This window comes from Bacillus sp. OV166 (genome assembly GCF_900177675.1).
Taxonomy (GTDB): Bacteria; Bacillota; Bacilli; order Bacillales; family Cytobacillaceae; genus Neobacillus.
Genome location: NZ_FXWM01000001.1, coordinates 1,882,934 through 1,901,885, shown reverse-complemented (window position 1 = coordinate 1,901,885; position 18,952 = coordinate 1,882,934). Strand labels below are relative to the sequence as shown.

Genomic DNA, 18,952 nt, shown 5'->3' with positions numbered 1-18,952 from the left:
CATCTTTACCCATATTTTATCAGATGCAGTCGATAGTTTGTTAGAAAGATTAGAAAAAACAAGCCCTATTCGACAACCGCCGAATAGGGTCTATTAAATTATACGGGGTAAACCGGATGCTTTCGCATACTGAAATTTAATTCTTTCGTTTCATAGTAAGAATAGCGTTGAATAAGTATATTTCGTAATTCAGACGGAGCGACGATTTCATCGATAATAAGCTCTGAAGCAAGTTTGTAAATGTCGATATGCTCTTTGTATTCATTCTGTTTTTCTTGGACAAAAGCAATTTTTTCTTTCGGGTCGGTTATTTCATTAATTTTGTTTGAATAGACCGCATTGACAGCGGCTTCTGGACCCATAACGGCAATTTGTGCGGTCGGAAACGCGATGCAGCAATCAGGTTCAAAAGCGGGACCTGCCATCGCATAAAGACCAGCACCATAAGCTTTCCTAACAATTACCGATATTTTTGGAACAGTGCTTGAGCTCATAGCAGCAATTAATTTTGCCCCATGACGGATAATTCCTGCACGTTCAACCTTTGTTCCAATCATGAAACCAGGTACATCTGCCAAAAATAATAGCGGAATATGAAAAGCATCGCAAAGCTGAATAAATTTTGCAGCTTTATCAGCGGAATCAACAAACAAAACGCCGCCTTTTACTTTTGGCTGATTAGCAATAATACCAATAGCTCTTCCATCGATTCTAGCTAATCCCGTTATCAATTCTGGGGCAAATAATTTTTTAATTTCATAAAAGCTATCTTGGTCCACAAGTTTATCAATACATTCATACATATCAAACGGTGCGTTTTGGTTTTCTGGAATGATCGCTTCTAGTTCCCGGCCTTGTTTCGCTGCTGTGCCTTCAGTCATCTTTGGTTTTTCTTTAAAACTGCTTGGAAAGAAACTAATATACTTTTTAGCTGATTCAATCGCATCTTCCTCACTATAAGTGAGAACATCTCCACAGCCGCTGACAGAACAATGCATCCTGGCGCCGCCCATTTCCTCAAGCGTTACCTTTTCGCCGATAACCTTTTCTGCCATACGAGGTGATCCCAAATACATCGAAGCATTTTGATCAACCATAATAACAATATCGCAAAATGCAGGGATATAAGCCCCACCAGCAGCGGACGGGCCAAACAGAATACATACTTGGGGAATCATCCCGGAAAGCTTCACTTGATTATAAAAAATTTTCCCCGCACCTCGTCGATTTGGAAACATTTCTAATTGATCTGTTATTCTTGCTCCTGCTGAATCGACCAGATAAAATAACGGAACTTTTAATTTTTCCGCTACTTCTTGAATACGGATTATTTTTTCAACCGTTCTTGCTCCCCATGACCCTGCTTTGATTGTTGAATCATTTGCCATGACACAGACAGTCTGACCTTTCATTTTACCAATTGCTGTTACGACACCATCTGCAGGAAGGTCACCTGCCTTAAAATTGGCGAATTTACCATCTTCTTCGTATTTTCCTTCATCAAACAATAATTGAAGACGCTCACGAACAAAGAGCTTTTTTTGTTGTTTAGCCTTCTCATGATATTTTGGTTGTCCGCCGGATTCAATTATTTTACGGTTCTCGTTCAATTGATTATTCAATAATTCTCCTCCTTAAAAAACGTCCGTTAATATGTTTCATCCTCATTTTCTAAATTTCCTGCAATCTTTGAAAACGCTATCTGAACTAATTTGAAGAATTTTTTAAGTTTTTGTTATATAATGAAGGTAATTCATTTGAATAATGCAAATTTAATTTCATATCATGTTATTCAGGAACAAATGAATATATACAATATTATGAGGTTTTCATATTTAGGAGGTCGACTATGGCAGTTAAAGTGGAAAGACTAAAAGTAAACTTTAAAACACTAGAAGAGTTTAAAAAGTTTAAAGAATATGGGATTCAAGAATTGTCAATGCTGGAAGATCTTGAAGCAAATATGGTTGATAACAATAGTGACTCACCATTCTACGGAATTTATTTCGGGGACAAACTAGTAGCACGAATGAGTTTATATCAAATTGATGCAAAATTTGACCGCTACTTCTATCCGCCGCAAAGTTATTTAGAAATATGGAAGCTCGAGGTATTGCCTGATTATCAAAGTAAGGGGTATGGCAAAGTGCTTGTAGAATTTGCAATGAGCTTTGGTCTCCCGATTAAGACGAACCCTAGAGTTCAATCAAGGAGTTTCTGGGAAAAAATGGACTTTGCCAATGTAGAATACGATATGGAGCGTGACCGTGGAGAAAATCCATTGGTTTGGTATCCTAAAGGCGTCGAACCACAACATAATAATTAAAAAAAATGAAAAAGCGGACATTAGGTCCGCTTTTTCTACTTTTCTACTCTTTCAAGGTTCCCGTTTTTATCCATTTGGAATTTAACCTTTTGTTGTCGGTCCTCATCCTGAAGGACGACCATTTTTCGAGCTCTTTCCATAATTTCAATTAATGATCGATAATCCTCTTCGATTGCCTTTAAATTTTTGGATAATCTTTCATTTTCTGCAGCTAAATAGAATGCCTTCTTTTCCAACTCTTTGATTTTTTCAAAAGATCTCTTCCTGTCTGCTTCAAAATCGGTTGAAACTTGCGCTTTTTGATGAAGACCCTCTAAAAATTGAATAACAGCCGAAAACGTAATTGTGCTGCTTGGCACATTTCCTTTTGGTGAAGGAACGCTTTCTACTTTAACTGCTTCCTGAATAGTCTCTACTTCAGTCGAGACTGGCTGCTTTTTCAACTCTTTACGCTGCTTTTTGGCAAGCTCTATTCCTGATTTATATTGTTTTCTAACAAATGAATTCCAGCGAAAGCCACAGGCTGCAGAGGTACGCGTAAGCTGCTTCCCTACTTCTTCAAACGCTTGCAGCTGTGTCCCGCCTTCACGGATGTGCCGTAACACAACTTCAGCAAGCAACAAGTCTTCATCTTGGGACCATGCATCTTGTCGAGTTGGTGACATTAAATCATCCCTCCTAGTGTTTTTATAATACATATGCATCTACTAGAAAAGATAGACTTAATCAAAAGCGGTGTTTTAATCTTTATTCATTGTTTTTGCCTATAAAAGTTTTTACATATTGATGATGGTCATCACTTTCCCACAGTAAGGAACAATTTCTTACCTCTTCTTCTATTCTTTCAAGCAGTTTAGTTTCCTCCCACTTTCTAATCCAAAGCATTTTATAGGATTTCAGCACGCTTCGATCATTTGTTAACATTTTCTCAAGGTATGCATCACAAGCCTTAAGAGAGTTACCCCTATATAAAGCATCGATAAAACCCATTTCGTTTAAATATGACGCTGTTTGCAGTTCAGCTTCCATTAAAAGCTTCATAGTAACTGAGACTGGGAACTTTTCTGATAAAATTGAACCTCCACCCCAGCCTGTTGTTATCGCTTGCTTGCCTTGTACAAACCCTGCCTTTATACCTTCTCGCGCAATACGAAAGTCGCAAGCAGCTGCAAGTTCGCACCCGCCGCCAATCGCTGTTCCATTTATGAGAGCCATGGTTGGAACTGCTAAGGTTAGCAGCGAATAAAGAATATTTGCCATTTTAGAAAGCATTGGATACGCTTCTTCCTTTGTGTGAAGCTTGTGAAAAACAGATAAATCTCCTCCCGAACAAAAAGCACGGTCGTCTTTTCCGGTAATCACAAGTGCCTTTATATCTGATTCAGAGGCTCTTCTTATCGCTTCAGCTAAGCCTTCCATCACGTCAAAATTAATAGCATTTCTTTTTTCAGTTCTATTAATCGTAAATAATAAATAACCCTTTTCCTGTTTTTCAATCGAATAAGACAATCTATCTCAACCTTTCATTACTTATTTAGAGTATGTATTTTTTTTAAAACGACAAAAGCACAAGGGCTTTAACACCCTTGTGCTTTCTATCTTACCTTAAAATTAGTCGTTCACTACGTCTTTTCCTTTGTATGTTCCGCAAGCTTTACATACGCGGTGTGAAAGTTTCATTTCACCACAGTTTGGGCAGCTTACCATACCAGGTACGTTTAATTTAAAATGAGTACGACGTTTTCTTTTTGCAGTTTTAGAAGTCCTTCTAAAAGGTACAGCCATTCTTCCCACCTCCTTAAAGAGTATTAAGAAAGTAATGAAGGCCAGGAATTCTGGTTCTTCACTTTGCTTCTTAGATTTGTCGATTATGATTCGGAAGAAGAATTGTTTTCGTCAAAAAACTTTGCGAGACCAGCAAGTCTCGGATCCATTTTTTTAGATCGATCTTCCTCATGAACAACTTCCCAATCCTTGCCAGACTGTGGAGCAGCGTCTTCATGATTAACATCGTCACAAAAAACTTGCATTGGAACTTCAAGTAAAAGAATCTCTCGAAGGATTGGCATTACATCAATCACATCACTATTTACTTGATATGCTTCCTCTTCAGTTTCATAAACTGAACCTTGCAAGAGGAACGTTTCAGTTGTTTCGACATTAATTGGAAGTTTTACATCCACTAAAGTACGAGAACAAGGAAGTATTAAGTAACCTTCGATTTTTAAATGGAATGTCACTTTTGTTGAATCGATATCTCCCCGACCAGTAATATGCATCGGAGAAACTTCTCGGATGGTTGGATCATCTTGTTTGATCTCATCCACACGAACCATCTCATCAATCATAAAATCCTTGTTTCGATATTTTTGTAATTGACTTAATGTCCATTTCAATTGAATCACCCCAAGGCAACAAAGGTAATTATAGCCTTCGATAAATTTTTTGTCAATGTTTTTTCTTTACACCCCGTCAGGTGATTAAAAGCAATCGCTCATATAGGTTTCCTATTCTAGTTTAACCAGATAAGCTATTTGCAAACATCTTTAATATCTTATCATATAATTTGATTGGTTTCCTTAAATTATTGATATAATGTTAGTAGTTTAAAAAAAAAGGGAGAAAATAAATGAAATCTGTTGGTTTAATAGTGGAATACAACCCTTTTCATAATGGACATGCCTTTCATTTACAAGCATCAAAGGAGGCTGCAGAGGCAGATGTTGTCATTGCAGTAATGAGCGGAAACTTTTTACAACGTGGAGAACCGGCACTTGTTTCCAAATGGCAGCGCACCAAGATGGCATTGTTAAATGGGGTAGATATTGTCTTTGAGCTTCCCTATCGCTTCGCTACTCAGAAAGCGGAAACGTTCGCAAACGGTGCTGTGTCAATTTTAGATGCTGTCGGCTGCAACTCTCTCTGTTTTGGCAGTGAAAGTGGAGATTTATCCTCCTTCATTCAAACTATCGATTACTTAAAAGAACAACAAAACTCATTTAATGAAAACATCAAATGGCACTTAGATACTGGTGTCAGCTATCCTAAAGCTCTTTCCTTAGCTTTTAAACAATTGCCTGATGCAAATAATTATTTGGATTTAGCAAAACCAAATAATATTCTTGGACTTGAATACATAAAAGCAATCCAACGACAAAAGAGTTCAGTCAGTCCGATGACAATCCCACGAAAAAACGCTGACTATCACGATGAACATTTTGCTTCTGCAACAATTGCAAGTGCGACGAGTATTCGTAAAGCCATTTTTACAGATAACGAAGGCCAAGCAGAAATTGATCAATATGTACCAGAGCAAACAAAACTTTTATTAAAAGAGTATGAACAACAATTTCAGAGATTTCACCAATGGGAAAATTATTGGAGCTACCTTCAATTTCGCTTGATTCATTCTAGCCCAAGTGATCTCAGGGAAATTTATGAGATGGAAGAGGGACTTGAGAATCGACTTCAAGGAGCAGCACTTGTATCTGATAACTTTCACAAATTTATGCAGCAAATTAAAACAAAAAGATATACATGGACAAGACTGCAAAGGTTATGTGTTCATATTTTAACGAACACAAAAAAGAGGAAATGACGAGACACTCGGAAAAAGCCTCTTATCTTAGACTTTTAGGAATGACCAGTATGGGCAGGGAATATTTAAATAAGAAGAAGTCGCACCTTGGTCTCCCACTTATTTCAAAACTAGCCTCATTTAAAGAAAAAGAAATAAACCTTGATATTAAGGCAGCTCGGATTTATTCTCTAGGGATTCCTAGTCATTTAAAAAACAAAATGCTTCGGCAGGAATTTGAGCAACCGCCTATTTATATACAGGAAAAATAAAAATGATGATGCATACGCACCATCATTTTTATTTTCCCTTTAGCTTTTCTAAATACCTAACTGCGTCGTCAAATGTATCAATTGGAACGATCTTCATTTTGGTTTTTATGTCCCTTGCAGTTTTTACTGCATCCCGGTAATTGGAATTCTTTATTCCTTTTTCATTAGGGGCTAAAAAGTACTCCGCCCCCGCCTTGTCAGCAGCTACGATTTTTTGTTCAATTCCTCCAATAGGTCCGACTGTTCCATCCACATCAATCGTCCCGGTACCAGCAATTTGATAGCCCTTAGTTAAGTCTCCTTCTGTTAACTGGTTATAGATTTCTAATGAAAACATGAACCCAGCAGATGGTCCCCCAATTTCATCTGTCTTTACTTTAACCTTTGGATTGACAACTATTTCTTTATCGTCCACTAGAGAAATCCCTATCCCCACCTTTTGAGGATTCTCTTTAAAAGGCTGAAGTTCTAATGTTACAGTCTTTGTACTTTTATTACGCAAGTAGGTTAATTTCACCTTATCCCCAGCTTGTTTTTTGCTTACGTAATCAATAAATTTTTCCGAAGAAGGCAATTGCTGCCCATCCACTTTAAAAATTCGGTCACCCGTGGAAAGCTTTCCATCCGCAGGCATTTCTGGAATCACCTGCATGACATAGATCCCCTTATATTTATAATTTACAGGCAATCCCGCCTTACGGTAGGCAACTTCTATTGCATTAAGTTTTGAGCCAGCCATCAGATGGAGCTGTCTTGCATTGTATTCTTCCTCTGTTTCTTTTTTATTTAAAATCATATCTAATGGATACAGTTCTTCATAATTTCGTATCTTTGCTTCTAAATAGGAGTAAATATTTGCTCTACCCATTCTAACTGTTGTAAGCATAAAATTACCTTTATCTTTATCGCCGCCATCAACCATAATGATTGGTCCAAGTTCTTTCGCCATTCCAGGTTTTGAAACATAATAAGGCAATGAATAGAACATTCCCCAGATAAAAAAAATGGCAACGATAAGTGCAGAACCTATATATAATTTTTTGCGCATCGCATTTTCTACCCCTTCCACTGTTCAATCACGGTTTTTATTTGCTTTAGATGTTTTTTCGCTTCTTCCTCACCAAGATTAATGATCTCATCAATATTTGTGAAGGCTCGTGAACTATAAATTTCAACAGGGGGTCGAATCATTACATTAGCAGCGATCTCTCTATTGTTAATTATTTCCGCTTGCATAATGTCTATACTCTGCATAATCACATCGTAAATAGAGGTAATTTCTGCGTTCCTTTTCACTCTGGAGACATCTACTGCGATAACTATATCCGCCCCCATCTCTTTAGCCACAGAAACAGGAATACGGTCAGATACACCACCATCTACAAGGATTCTCCCATTATATTTTTCTGGAACAAAAATCCCCGGGATGGAAATACTTGCTCTTACAGCATCAGCAACCGGCCCCGTTTGAAAAACAACCTTTTCTCCTGTCAATAAATCAGTTGCGACGATACCTATTGGAATAGACAAGTCCTCAATGTTTTTTCCATGAGTAAAAACCTTAATAAATTCCTTTACTTTTTTTCCTGAGATAAATCCCATTTTCGGAACAGTAAAATCCAAAAAGTATTTTCTTTTAAAAGCTGTGGATAATTTATATAACCGATCCATGTCAATTCCTGCCCCGTAAAAACTTGCAACCAGCGCCCCCATGCTGCTGCCTGCAATCAGATGAATCGGAATTTCAGCATCTTTCAATGCTTTTATGACTCCTAAATGAGCAAACCCGCGTGCACCACCCGAACCAAGCGCCAAGCCTATTTTAGGGTGCTCCATTACTAAAGACCTCCTATTTAAACCTATTAGATGTTTTTTCTACCGTAACAGACAGGACTTCCCGAAGCCAATCCACAGAAATAAGAAATCTCGTTCAATCTTATGGTCTAAATAAACGTTCTATGAGTATATTTGTTTTATATGAGGACAAGTCAGGATAAGAATATTTCTTATTTTACCATTCAATTAATTGATTGCACAGTTTCATCGATCCCTCTCGGAAGGAGGTTCCTTCATTGTTTCGTTCCAAACTAAAAACTATTTTTTTATCTATATCCGTCACTATTTTAGCTGCCTCCCTTATTTCTTTTCCTCAAGAGTCATTAGACGCTTCTATACGAGGACTAAATATGTGGTGGGAAATTGTCTTTCCATCCCTATTACCTTTTTTTATTGTTTCTGAAATGTTAATTGGCTTTGGGGTTGTCAAATTTATCGGCGTATTATTGGAACCATTAATGAGGCCTCTCTTTAAGGTACCTGGTGTTGGAGGGTTCGTTTGGGCGATGGGTATGGCTTCAGGATTCCCTGCTGGAGCAAAGTTTACCGCAAGATTACGTCAGGAAGGCCACTTAACACGAATTGAAGCAGAAAGACTTGTTTCTTTCACAAATTCTTCTAACCCTTTATTTATCTTTGGGGCAGTATCTGTAGGTTTTTTCTATAATCCTCATTTAGGTGTTATTCTTGCATTAGCCCACTATTTAGGAAATATTTGTGTTGGATTAATCATGCGTTTTTATGGGAATGAATCCCCTGACGAAATTAGTAAGAAAAATAAAAAGTTCAAAATCCGATTGGCTTTATCCGCTTTGCATCAAACAAGATTAAAAGATAATCGACCAATTGGTAAACTTCTTGGTGATGCAGTTAATTCTTCTATTCAAACTTTATTAATGGTTGGCGGGTTTATTATTTTATTTTCTGTGATTAACAAATTACTTTATCATTTACATATCACAGCGACACTTGCAAAATCAGTGGAGATCTTGTTATCCTCATTGTCTTTCCCTGAAATGTTAAGCATTCCTTTTATATCTGGTTTATTTGAAATCACATTAGGCAGCCAACTAACGAGTCTGGTTCAAGATGCTACTCTATTACAAAAAGCAATGATTACCAGCTTTATCCTGGCATTTAGTGGATTTAGTGTCCAAGCACAGGTTGCAAGCATCCTGGCACAAACAGATATCCGATTTAAACCATTTTTTATTGCAAGAATCCTTCAAGGTATATTTGCAAGCTTGTTTGCATTGATTTTGTGGAAGCCAGTTTACTTGCGTTTCAATAATCAAGAGCAACCTTCTAACGCATTACCTGTTGGTTTTTTTGAAGACGGTTCATGGGCAGATCATTTTTATCATAAAATGATGGAAGTTGGTCCGCTTATCACCATTTTCTCCCTTTTAGTGTATGTGCTAATTTTGTTTTCCCGCGTAAAAAAACAATAAAAAAGAGCTGACAAAGCTCTTTTTTATTGTTTTTTAAACTTCTTTTGTAATTCTTTTTCAACAATTGGTGGGACGAGCGTTGATATGTTCCCATTATATTTTGCCACTTCTTTTACAATACTGGAGCTTAAGAAGGAATATTGATTATTGGTCATAATAAAAAAGGTCTCGATATCTTCATTTAGCACTCTATTCATCGAAGTGATTTGCATTTCGTACTCAAAATCTGAAACTGCCCGTAATCCACGGATGATAGCATTAGCATTAACAGCCTTTGCATAATCAACAAGTAACCCAGAATGGACATCTACCTTAACATTAGGAAGATCTTTTGTTACAGCCTTGATTAGATTCATTCGCTCTTCAACACTGAATAATGGATTTTTAGATGAATTGTTTAAAACACTCACATAGACAGTATCAAATACTTTGGCACCTCTTCTAATAATATCTAAATGACCATATGTAATTGGATCAAAGCTTCCTGGACAAACGGCTATTCCTGTCAAATTGACTCCCCCTCACTCAATATTTGTTCGTAAATAAATAGTTACCGCGATCATTCCATACTTTTCATGTTTTATTTGGATAAACCGCCCAAATGATTTTGGTAATTCAACATCGAAGCTATGCTCACAGACAACGCATCCATCTATTTTTACTACATCCTGTTTATCCATTTTTTCCATTAAACTGACGAGTTGTTGTTTTTTATACGGCGGGTCTAAAAATATGAAATCAAAGCAGATTTCTCTTTTTATGAGAGCCTTTAATGCTCTATCGGCATCATTGCGATAGACTTCCGTTTGGTCCTCAAATTTACAAGCTTTAATATTTTCCTGGATCACTTGAATGGCCTTTAATTCTCTGTCAATAAAAATAACTTTATCCAATCCCCTACTAAGTGCCTCCAAACCTAATCCACCGCTTCCAGCAAATAGGTCCAATCCAATGCCGCCATCAAAATAAGGACCAATCATATTAAATAAAGCCTCTTTTACCTTATCAGTTGTCGGCCTCGTTGTATTACCTGGAACAGCTTTCAAAGGTCTACCTTTGCAAATCCCTGAAACCACTCTCACTACCATATCACCACATTTTTTCAGAAATAATTTTCTTAATCCATCCTACCATAATATACAAAAAGGAGACAATTAGTAAGTGAATATCTTTTCATTAGAGTAATGATTTACAGAATATGATTCTTTCATCAGGAAAATTTATTCGAAAGTACGTATAAGCTTTTAGGTTGTGGAAATAATGTAATTAACAACATCAATTCGAGGATGTTGTTGCCAACCGCGGAGAAGACTTACGTTTCCCCATAAGTTCTTCCTCCGGTTTCTCCTCTCCCTTTGCCTTCTATCCTTTATGAGGATATGGAAGGAACCTGCAGAATTTTCTGCAGGTTTTTTTTTACTTATTATTCAAAAGATCGGAAATTAGTGATAGAGTATTCTTGAAATAAGCCATTTTAAAGGAGAGTTTTCATTGATCCAGCGTTTTATTGAATTAGGAGAAGGATATTCAGATATATATGAACTGATTGAGCTTACAAATGCAAATCAACACCGTCTTCAACATATGCTCGCACTGCACACAAAGATTGATGATCAGGAACGAACCTCATTGGTTGTCGTATTAAAGCCAACAGACCCAGGAAAATTTCAAGCCCTATATATTTGTCGTGAGGGTATTCCAAACCCAAAATTTATATCAAATAAGAGGTATGATATATTTGCTTCTACTGCTGAAAAACATGGTAAGCAAATACATGAGCTATCTGTTAAGCCGTCAACCATTTTTTATGAAAAAGAGCTGTATTACCAGCACTTAATCGGCATTCTCCGTCTTAATCATTATTTACTTCCATTACAATAGGAAAAGCGCAAGCGCCCGTTTAGCGGCGTATGGACTCCTCGAAAAAGCTAACGCTTTTCCTTCGTGCGATGCTTATGCTGCCGAAGCGTTCCTTGTGGAGCGCTTTGACTGAGATAAAGGAAACACGGAGAGCGTTAGCGCATTCGTGCTTGACTTATCGTAGGGAAAAGTGCGAAGTACACTGGGCGCTGGAGCTAAACAATAGGAAAAGGTGAGGGAAACGCCCTCACCTTTTTAAATACCCATTTTATAATCATATTCCTTTGCTTTATCTGGCGCCGAATTCTCATACTCCATTCTTAAAAATGGTTTATATGAAGGTTCTACTTTCTTTACAAACGAAAAAGAATTTAACTTTTCCATTATTTCATTCAGCTCTTCTTGATTACAATACAGAACAACATACTTCAACTTTTTTGAAACGTAATGAACGTTTCCGAAACGCCGAAGCATTTTAGCTTGTTTTAACGAGTAAAGCCAAACAACCAATCCTTGTCTTTGAACAAACATACTTTTTTCCCCTTCAACAAACCATCATTTTACATAAGTCTAGCATATTAAAACGTTCCTTTTCAATTCAAACTTTGCTACTTATTCCAGATAAGTGCTTAAAATCTGAAAAAATTGACATTACAAAAAAAAATCAGCACAATTCGCTGATTTTTCAGCCGCACCCACAGCTTCCTCCACCGCCACAACCACTAACGTGGCTGGTTTTCGTTTCAAAAAACTGATTTCCTGTTGGAACTTTTATATGTTCAGAGACCGCACCGCCTACAATAATACTAATTGCATCTAGTAGGTCTTGCAAATCATTCTCAGCCAATTTGAATTCTGCTACCAGGGGATCCATATCCATTTCCCTTTTATTTTCGCGGATTTGTGTCATTACCTTTTTATAATCAGGATGGTATTTACCAAACCGCTGGACCTCGTCATATAACTCCTTTAGACGAACGAATTGATTTATTTTCCGCTGTGTTTCCTTGTTATTTTGCAATTTATATAAACATATTTGATATTGTTCGGCTATTTCAGATTCTAAAACCATCTTTGCCAATTGCTCAGCTTGTTCCAATAATTCGACTCTCTCTAACGTAGCAAGCATTTTACGCCCACCTCCAAAGATATTTTAACATGAAAGTGACAGTAATGTGAAAATTTCAGTTTATCTAGGGATATTTACCATAAATTCTTTCGCTAATCCATACGGTTCATTATTTGGATTGACAACTTCTAACTTTACCTTATGGGTTCCCGGTGAAAAACCTTTAATTATAAAAGCTGCCGCTTTAACCTCGCTATTTTTCTTTCCATCCACCCAAACAACAATCTTCCCGATTCTTCCTTTTGAAGGGTCTGCGTCACGGAAGCTGATTCCTGTAACAATACAATTAATTAAAACTGTATCACTTTTGATCTGGTGGTGGACATAAAGTGAAGGAATTTCAGTTCTAGGTAAGACATTATTAAATCCAGTAAGGATTCCAATCAAAAAGATCATTAGGACTAATTGCGGAACTAGCTTTTTCATTTAAATTCACTCCTTCTTTTGCTTGTATTGTTCGCCTCCTTTTCTTTTTTTAGTCTTACTCCGCTATGACAAATAAAAAAAGCCACAAAATAAATCCTGTGACTTTGTTTAATTTTGATTTTTCATCGCCTGAAACATGTTATACATCATCGAAGCCATTTGTACACTATTCGAAAATTTATTCACTTGGTCAGGAATTGTTTTCTTATAATAGTGTAAGGATTCAATTTCAAGCGATTGCAAATCATATGGATTTCTTGACAGCTTTCTATACCATATTGGTTGTTCGCGAATGAATTGTTTTAAGTCCTTTTGACTTTCAATATATTGCAGTAAATCTCTTCGCATAAGTTAAAGTTCCTTTCCATCAATCTTTTCTAAATAGAAATGGATGTTTAGGTCCTTCTGACGGCTTAACAGGACCTGTACCAGGGTTTTCTCCTTGAAATTGTGAAATTACACCTTGGATCGCCCCCAGAGCTTGACTTAGGTTATTCATGTGGTTTTGCATTTGATTCGGATCCATTTTCTTAACCATTCCCATAATATTAGAAAGCCAATCACCTTTAGACTCTGTGCTCGTTTCATCCACTGATCCAGTATCAGATCCCATCGATTCCCAGCGGCTATCTTCTTCACCTAATAAATACCAGTCTTCATATAGTTCCTGCCAAGTTGCCTGCCCTTTCCGTACTTCTTTAATTAGTTTTGGATTGTTTTTAACAAATTCTTTGAATTGTGACACGGAAGGGTGTAATTTTTTTTGTGTCATTTATCTCACCTCAGCCCAAATTAGTCCCAATAATACAATATGAAAGAATTTTACAAATGTGAAAGAACACCGCGATTAAAATATTTAATATTTGCCTTGTAAATGGTAAGATGTCAAAAGACAAAGAAATGAAAGAGGTAAGTATAATGAAAGATGAATTACGTCGATTATTAGAAACATGTATTGAAACTGGTTCAGAGGCTGATTTAAATTCTCTTGCCTACCTTTTATCGGGATTCCAAGTAAAAATTAAACAAAAGCGAAGTACATATATTGACGGAATTCTACAAATGGATAGAAAACTAAATGAGAAAACCTGCGAAATTACGATTCCTTTAGACCCAACTCTTAATAACAACCTAGATATTGTCCATGGCGGGATTACTGCGACGGTTCTTGATACAGCAATGGGGAGTCTGGCTAATTATCTTCAACCAGAAGGTTATGGAGCCGTAACAAATCAATTGAATATCCATTACACAGCACCAGCTATCGGAGAAACACTCTACTGTAAAGCGGAAATTGTTCATAGAGGCAGCAAAACAATGGTCATCTCAGGTGAAGCATATCGGAGTGACGGAAAAAAAATCGCCTATGCCACAGGAACATTCTTTATTATAAAAAAATAATAAGCGGAGGTGTGATCAATAATGGTCACCGCCATCGTAATCCCAATTATTTGCCTTTACTTTTTTTGGCTTACAAAAAAAGAGATGAAGGAGCACGATACAAAGTGGCTTGATACTTGCCAAGTACAGCAAGAAGCAATCATAACAGGTGAAATTAAAAGTATTGTCGAAGAAAAGCAACGGTTTTATTATCATCGCTACATTTATGTTCAGTCCTTAAAACTACAAACAGAAACAAAAATAGTCACCGCCCAAAAGATCACACCCATTACTAACAATTTCAATAAAGTGTCTTTTAATGTGGGGGATGTGATCCGATTATACGGGAAATGGGAGCAAAACAGATTTATATTTAATCAATATAAGATTGAAAAAAGGTGACATATTCGTCACCTTTTTCATTGTTCTGTTTTTGATATAAAGTTTTGGGTATAGTACTTTTGGAACACCCCTACACCAAGATGAGAGTATTCCTTGTTTAACAGTGACTCACGGTGTCCTTTACTATTTAGCCAACCCTCGACAACAGCTGGTCCATCTGTATAATTTGCCGCAATATTCTCGCCTGCAGCCTGGTAAACCACATGGGCCGTTTTTAATCGTTTGGTAAGATCTCCAAATTTTTTGGAAGTATGTGAAAAGTCGTTGTTTACTGACATATCCTTACTGTGCTCAAACGCGGCCTCTGCCGTATTCTCATCCCATTTTAATTCCTTTAAATTATGTCTTACTCTTAAGACATTCGTTAGGTCAAATATCTCTTGTTCTGTATCTTCTTCAATGGCACGCCGCATTTCTTCACTAGGTTCAGGTGCTTTGATTAAATATCCACTATAAACAAGTTCATATGGCCTTTGTTTAATTAGTGTTTCTGCATTAAGGAACCGAACACTTGAAAGATTGCCAGTAAATTTATCTATGTAGAGCTGGACAAAGACATCACCCAATTGCACCATTGGCCGTAGATTTAAATCAGCATCATTCAATTCAAAATGATACGAATTACCATTATAGTCAATCTTAATATTTGTATCAATATAATGCGTATTAAAGATTTCCTCAACCGGCTCTCCTATTTCAAAAGGTGCTACATCAAGATTTTGGCCTATCGCGAAAATCGTAACTACACGTTTATTTTCAACACCCACTTGGACATACTTTTTATCTTCTTGATTATAAATATACCACTGGTAACCATACATTGACTCATCGATCCGATCTGGTGAACCAAGCATTTTTTCTAATTCCCCTTCATTTTTCCCAATTAATAAAGCCAAACCTTCTTTCGGTTTTTCCGAGACTATTTTTTTACTTGGCTTATTATCAGGATTTTGTGAAATAGGTTGTTTCATTTCTGAAGTACGATCTTCTTTAATTAAAATATTACTATCGTTATTTTCGTTTATACTCACATAAAAACCGATAGTTAAGAAAACTGCTGAAAGAATAAGAATTCTAGTCAGTGTACGCAGAGGCATTCACCCTCTCTATTACTTTCATGTATCATTATATATATAGATAAAATTATTATATCATCAATATCTTGAATAGTAATAGTCATTATCAAAAATGTCAGACAAATGAACTGATGAAAAGAAAACAGGCACAATGAGTACCTGTTTTCTAAAGGTAAAACTATTTTTTTATATAATAATTTTTAATGTTGTGCTCCATTATAATTTTGCTCAGATATTTCCGTTAATGCCTCTTTTGCTTGGTCGTCAGTCAATTCGCGGATCGCAAAATCACCAAGGGAAACAATTCCTATTAACTTACCTTCCTCTACCACAGGTAAACGTCGGATTTGATGCTTTGCCATTAATTTTGCTGCATCTTTACTGGAAGAATCAGGAGTAACAGTAATAAGGTTATTACTCATGATATCTTCTACTTTTGTTGAACCAGGATGTTTTTCAGCAACACCTCGAACAACAATATCTCGGTCTGTAATCATTCCGACAAGCTTTTCCTGATCAATAATTGGTATAGCCCCAACATTTAATTGCTTCATCTTTAAGGCGACTTCATAAACATTATCTAGTAACGTACAGCATTCTACATCTTCAGTCATTATATCTCGGATTTTTTCCATTTTGCTGCCCCCAAAGTTTATTTAATTCCTCTTACCATTATTTTAGGGTTTCCAACCAAGATTGTTTTATTCGCTGAAGGTATTCATTGCAAGTTGAAACATTTTCAACTATTATTAAATTGAATTATTATTGCTTTCCTACTTAAATAGGAAACATAGGGGCAATGGTATTGTTTTTAGGAGGGATTCATTATGAAATTCGAGAATACTGAAATTGAAAAGTTAAGGGCTGACTTAAACCGTTTAGATGAAGTAATGCTAGATCACGGTTTAGTTCGCGAAGGACAATGGGACTACGAACGAGTTACATACGACCGCAAGTTTGAATTAAAAGAAGAGGTATTTTACTTGCGTGTACGTGGTCATGCGGTTGAGGGCGATATTGGCGCTGATAAAGCAACTATTCAATTAATGACACCGCTTTTAGGCAAACATTATTACCCGCATGGTGTAGAATATGGTGAAGGCGAAAGCTTCCCAACCTCTCTTGTGAATCAATGTAAAAAAATTCTCGATGAAGTTAAGGCAGAAGTAAGTAAGTTTGCATTATAATCGAAAAAAGACGCATGGTTCTCATGCGTCTTTTTATTATTAGGAAGCGATAAATTTTTACAGTCCAAGTATTGCTTTTAGCAAAGATGTTGTCTGCCCGCCTCGATAAAATACATAAAGCAATAAGTATACGGCAACACCCGTGATCGCAGTAAAAAACCAAATGAAACTAGTTATCGGGCCCAGCTTACGATGGATAGAAAGTTTGTTTTTGTATCCTGTCATGATAGAGACTATCCCGAATACAGCTCCAGTCGTCGCAAGTGTAATATGGAAGATTAAAAATATTGTATAATAAATTTTAATATTATCTGGCCCACCAAACGAAGTATTCCCAATAAAGAGGGTTCTAGAAGCATAGATAACAAAAAAGATTACAGCAAAAATAGCAGCCAAAAACATTGTCTTTTTGTGGGCCTCAATATGTCTTTGCTTAATTTGCCACCATCCAATAGCAACAGTTATAGCACTTAATACAATAAATGAGGTACTAATAGTAGGTAAAATCGGTAAGGAATTCATATAGGCGTCCTCTCTTTTCTTTTATTCTACAATAATAGTAGTTCAACGATCCTTATTTTTCAAACGATACCCAAGAAATTACGGCTTATCAGTAAAAAAATCTCCCAGGAGTATGGGAGATTATTTAATGAGCAACGGATTTAATGGTTGCTTCATTTCCTTTTCAGTGTCTGATTGATCTTTACGATACCATTCGAAGAAAACATGACCAAGAATGACACCATATATAATTTCTTGAATAATTTTCATTAAAACTCCACCAAGCTGCTGATCATGTATTAATGACATCGAACTAAAAAGTTGTGGACCACTCAAATTTAAGCTATCGAAGTTAGCTGGTCCAACACATAGGCTCATCACTTGTCCCCAAACATGGGGATCAGAATAGGTTGCATACATAGGTGTATCTGCAAAAATGATTAAGGCACAAGCTGGTGTTAACAGAATACCATCCGCAAAAATATAACCAACCTTTTTCAGTCCGCTTAAGGTCTGATGTTCTGGGAGCTGATTAAGTAAAGGCCACCACATAAAGGTTGCTACAACAAATAAAAGGATAGAGTATCCAGCATGCATCCACCCATTTTGCATAACATGATCGAAAATAATAGGTACATGATAAAAGGAAAATAATCCATTAAAGACTACCAATGCAATAAGTGGCTTTGTTAATAAAGTAAATACGGAATTAATTGCTCCGATACTAAAAAATTTTCTCCAAACCCAGTTAGGGATACTTATGATAAAAATAGGTGGAACGACTAAAACTAAAGCAGCCATTTGAATCATATGGACCCAAAACATTAGGTGTGCTAATAAATCAATAGGAGATCCTTTAATGGCATAAAGGAGAACCATCGATAAAATAAACAAAGCACTTTGTGTTTTCTTTAATGGTTCACTATCTGGAAACAAACTTCTGTATTTTGTGGTAAGGACAAAATACCCTACAGTTATGACTATCAAGATTAGTAAAAAATACGGGCTCCAAAGTGCTTTAAAACCGAATATATCTAATGCAAGCACCCAAATCACCTCATTAAGATTTAAAAGTATTATTGGCTAAATTATACCCTTGGCCAAAACGAAAAGCAAAGAAAATGGAAACAACCCTTAGATAGGTCAAAAAAGAAAATCGGCCATAAGCCGATTTTCTTTTTTGAACATATTACCACCAAATAATTGTAGTAAAGGCAAGGAGGGTTATTGCTCCTACCAATACTCCAGAGTAAAGAAATAATGATGGAGCTTCATGACCTTTATGACTCATATGCATGAAATAATATAGTTGGAATATTACTTGGACCACTGCTAAAAGGATGATAAATGGAACAGTAAACCATGCAGTAAACCCTTTAATAGCTACGGCCGCAAACGCAATGAGAGTTAAAAAAATCATCAATGCAAAAGAAACCAGTTGATATCTCATCTCTTCTGCATTTTTCTTGCGACGATATTCAATGTCAACTCTTGGGTTACCTGAATTTAGTTGTTGATTAGCCATCAGT

The 18,952-nt window shown here is 36.4% G+C and carries 25 protein-coding genes and 1 pseudogene; 7 read left to right on the top strand and 19 right to left on the bottom strand.

Annotated elements, in window-relative coordinates; translation table 11 throughout:
• Positions 1-98: 98 nt before the first annotated feature.
• On the bottom strand, positions 99-1,622 hold the full coding sequence (locus CCK98_RS09140) for an acyl-CoA carboxylase subunit beta (RefSeq protein ID WP_088086292.1): 1,524 nt from the start codon (positions 1,620-1,622) through the stop codon (positions 99-101).
• A 227-nt stretch (positions 1,623-1,849) separates the two neighbouring features.
• Between CCK98_RS09140 and CCK98_RS09135 the strand changes: the two genes are divergently transcribed.
• Positions 1,850-2,326 (top strand): N-acetyltransferase, encoded by a 477-nt coding sequence (locus CCK98_RS09135; protein WP_088086291.1) that lies wholly within the window; start codon positions 1,850-1,852, stop codon positions 2,324-2,326.
• Positions 2,327-2,361: 35 nt separating this feature from the next.
• Here the strand turns inward: CCK98_RS09135 and CCK98_RS09130 are convergent, their stop codons facing one another.
• From CCK98_RS09130 to CCK98_RS09115, 4 genes are all read right to left on the bottom strand, one after another.
• Positions 2,362-2,991, bottom strand: coding sequence for an RsfA family transcriptional regulator (locus CCK98_RS09130; RefSeq protein ID WP_088086290.1), 630 nt, complete (start codon positions 2,989-2,991; stop codon positions 2,362-2,364).
• 82 nt (positions 2,992-3,073) lie between these two features.
• Positions 3,074-3,835, bottom strand: coding sequence for an enoyl-CoA hydratase/isomerase family protein (locus tag CCK98_RS09125; protein WP_088086289.1), 762 nt, complete (start codon positions 3,833-3,835; stop codon positions 3,074-3,076).
• A 102-nt stretch (positions 3,836-3,937) separates the two neighbouring features.
• Positions 3,938-4,111, bottom strand: a complete 174-nt coding sequence (rpmF, locus tag CCK98_RS09120; RefSeq protein WP_026566356.1) for a 50S ribosomal protein L32 — start codon at positions 4,109-4,111, stop codon at positions 3,938-3,940.
• Between the two features lie 83 nt (positions 4,112-4,194).
• On the bottom strand, positions 4,195-4,722 hold the full coding sequence (locus tag CCK98_RS09115; RefSeq protein ID WP_088086288.1) for a DUF177 domain-containing protein: 528 nt from the start codon (positions 4,720-4,722) through the stop codon (positions 4,195-4,197).
• 233 nt (positions 4,723-4,955) lie between these two features.
• Between CCK98_RS09115 and CCK98_RS09110 the strand changes: the two are divergent.
• Positions 4,956-6,175: pseudogene (locus CCK98_RS09110) on the top strand (nucleotidyltransferase).
• 28 nt (positions 6,176-6,203) lie between these two features.
• Here CCK98_RS09110 and CCK98_RS09105 read toward each other — a convergent pair.
• The gene (locus CCK98_RS09105; protein ID WP_088086287.1) at positions 6,204-7,223 is read right to left on the bottom strand and encodes a SepM family pheromone-processing serine protease; all 1,020 of its coding nucleotides are present in this window, start codon (positions 7,221-7,223) and stop codon (positions 6,204-6,206) included.
• An 8-nt stretch (positions 7,224-7,231) separates the two neighbouring features.
• Positions 7,232-8,011 (bottom strand): patatin-like phospholipase family protein, encoded by a 780-nt coding sequence (locus CCK98_RS09100; RefSeq protein ID WP_088086286.1) that lies wholly within the window; start codon positions 8,009-8,011, stop codon positions 7,232-7,234.
• A gap of 236 nt (positions 8,012-8,247) precedes the next feature.
• Here CCK98_RS09100 and ylbJ point away from each other — a divergent pair, with 236 nt between their 5' ends.
• Positions 8,248-9,462 carry a sporulation integral membrane protein YlbJ gene (gene ylbJ / locus CCK98_RS09095; RefSeq protein WP_088086285.1) on the top strand — a complete coding sequence of 405 codons (1,215 nt, stop codon included), beginning with the start codon at positions 8,248-8,250 and terminating at the stop codon, positions 9,460-9,462.
• A 23-nt stretch (positions 9,463-9,485) separates the two neighbouring features.
• Here ylbJ and coaD read toward each other — a convergent pair whose 3' ends face one another.
• Together coaD and rsmD are read right to left on the bottom strand one after the other, a co-directional pair.
• A complete protein-coding gene (gene coaD / locus CCK98_RS09090; RefSeq protein WP_088086284.1) occupies positions 9,486-9,971 on the bottom strand; it encodes a pantetheine-phosphate adenylyltransferase in 486 nt (161 codons plus the stop codon).
• Between the two features lie 12 nt (positions 9,972-9,983).
• The gene (gene rsmD / locus CCK98_RS09085) at positions 9,984-10,544 is read right to left on the bottom strand and encodes a 16S rRNA (guanine(966)-N(2))-methyltransferase RsmD (RefSeq protein WP_088086283.1); all 561 of its coding nucleotides are present in this window, start codon (positions 10,542-10,544) and stop codon (positions 9,984-9,986) included.
• A 409-nt stretch (positions 10,545-10,953) separates the two neighbouring features.
• Between rsmD and CCK98_RS09080 the strand changes: the two genes are divergently transcribed.
• On the top strand, positions 10,954-11,343 hold the full coding sequence (locus CCK98_RS09080) for a methylthioribose kinase (protein ID WP_088086282.1): 390 nt from the start codon (positions 10,954-10,956) through the stop codon (positions 11,341-11,343).
• Positions 11,344-11,577: 234 nt separating this feature from the next.
• On the opposite strand, the gene CCK98_RS09075 is transcribed toward CCK98_RS09080, so the two are convergent.
• The 5 genes from CCK98_RS09075 to CCK98_RS09055 all read right to left on the bottom strand — a co-directional run bounded on the left by CCK98_RS09075 (position 11,578) and on the right by CCK98_RS09055 (position 13,649).
• Positions 11,578-11,853: a YlbG family protein gene (locus CCK98_RS09075; protein WP_088086281.1), complete on the bottom strand. Its 276-nt coding sequence runs from the start codon at positions 11,851-11,853 to the stop codon at positions 11,578-11,580.
• Positions 11,854-12,007: 154 nt separating this feature from the next.
• Positions 12,008-12,451 (bottom strand): YlbF family regulator, encoded by a 444-nt coding sequence (locus tag CCK98_RS09070; RefSeq protein WP_088086280.1) that lies wholly within the window; start codon positions 12,449-12,451, stop codon positions 12,008-12,010.
• Between the two features lie 60 nt (positions 12,452-12,511).
• Complete coding sequence (locus CCK98_RS09065) at positions 12,512-12,877, bottom strand: hypothetical protein (protein WP_088086279.1); 366 nt, start codon at positions 12,875-12,877, stop codon at positions 12,512-12,514.
• A 108-nt stretch (positions 12,878-12,985) separates the two neighbouring features.
• A complete protein-coding gene (locus tag CCK98_RS09060) occupies positions 12,986-13,225 on the bottom strand; it encodes a YlbE-like family protein (protein WP_088086278.1) in 240 nt (79 codons plus the stop codon).
• 19 nt (positions 13,226-13,244) lie between these two features.
• The gene (locus CCK98_RS09055; RefSeq protein ID WP_088086277.1) at positions 13,245-13,649 is read right to left on the bottom strand and encodes a YlbD family protein; all 405 of its coding nucleotides are present in this window, start codon (positions 13,647-13,649) and stop codon (positions 13,245-13,247) included.
• Between the two features lie 146 nt (positions 13,650-13,795).
• Here CCK98_RS09055 and CCK98_RS09050 point away from each other — a divergent pair, with 146 nt between their 5' ends.
• Together CCK98_RS09050 and CCK98_RS09045 are read left to right on the top strand one after the other, a co-directional pair.
• On the top strand, positions 13,796-14,278 hold the full coding sequence (locus CCK98_RS09050; protein WP_088086276.1) for a PaaI family thioesterase: 483 nt from the start codon (positions 13,796-13,798) through the stop codon (positions 14,276-14,278).
• A gap of 21 nt (positions 14,279-14,299) precedes the next feature.
• A complete protein-coding gene (locus CCK98_RS09045) occupies positions 14,300-14,659 on the top strand; it encodes a hypothetical protein (RefSeq protein ID WP_088086275.1) in 360 nt (119 codons plus the stop codon).
• A gap of 17 nt (positions 14,660-14,676) precedes the next feature.
• Here CCK98_RS09045 and CCK98_RS09040 read toward each other — a convergent pair whose 3' ends face one another.
• Together CCK98_RS09040 and CCK98_RS09035 are read right to left on the bottom strand one after the other, a co-directional pair.
• Positions 14,677-15,756, bottom strand: coding sequence for a CAP domain-containing protein (locus CCK98_RS09040; protein WP_088086274.1), 1,080 nt, complete (start codon positions 15,754-15,756; stop codon positions 14,677-14,679).
• A 179-nt stretch (positions 15,757-15,935) separates the two neighbouring features.
• Positions 15,936-16,370: a CBS domain-containing protein gene (locus CCK98_RS09035; protein ID WP_088086273.1), complete on the bottom strand. Its 435-nt coding sequence runs from the start codon at positions 16,368-16,370 to the stop codon at positions 15,936-15,938.
• Between the two features lie 192 nt (positions 16,371-16,562).
• Here CCK98_RS09035 and CCK98_RS09030 point away from each other — a divergent pair, with 192 nt between their 5' ends.
• Positions 16,563-16,922, top strand: a complete 360-nt coding sequence (locus CCK98_RS09030) for a YugN family protein (protein WP_088086272.1) — start codon at positions 16,563-16,565, stop codon at positions 16,920-16,922.
• A 57-nt stretch (positions 16,923-16,979) separates the two neighbouring features.
• Here CCK98_RS09030 and CCK98_RS09025 read toward each other — a convergent pair whose 3' ends face one another.
• The 3 genes from CCK98_RS09025 to ctaF all read right to left on the bottom strand — a co-directional run bounded on the left by CCK98_RS09025 (position 16,980) and on the right by ctaF (position 18,948).
• Complete coding sequence (locus CCK98_RS09025; protein ID WP_088086271.1) at positions 16,980-17,444, bottom strand: DUF420 domain-containing protein; 465 nt, start codon at positions 17,442-17,444, stop codon at positions 16,980-16,982.
• Positions 17,445-17,564: 120 nt separating this feature from the next.
• Positions 17,565-18,470: a cytochrome c oxidase assembly factor CtaG gene (gene ctaG / locus CCK98_RS09020; RefSeq protein WP_088086270.1), complete on the bottom strand. Its 906-nt coding sequence runs from the start codon at positions 18,468-18,470 to the stop codon at positions 17,565-17,567.
• 142 nt (positions 18,471-18,612) lie between these two features.
• On the bottom strand, positions 18,613-18,948 hold the full coding sequence (gene ctaF, locus CCK98_RS09015; protein WP_088086269.1) for a cytochrome c oxidase subunit IVB: 336 nt from the start codon (positions 18,946-18,948) through the stop codon (positions 18,613-18,615).
• Positions 18,949-18,952 lie beyond the last annotated feature (4 nt).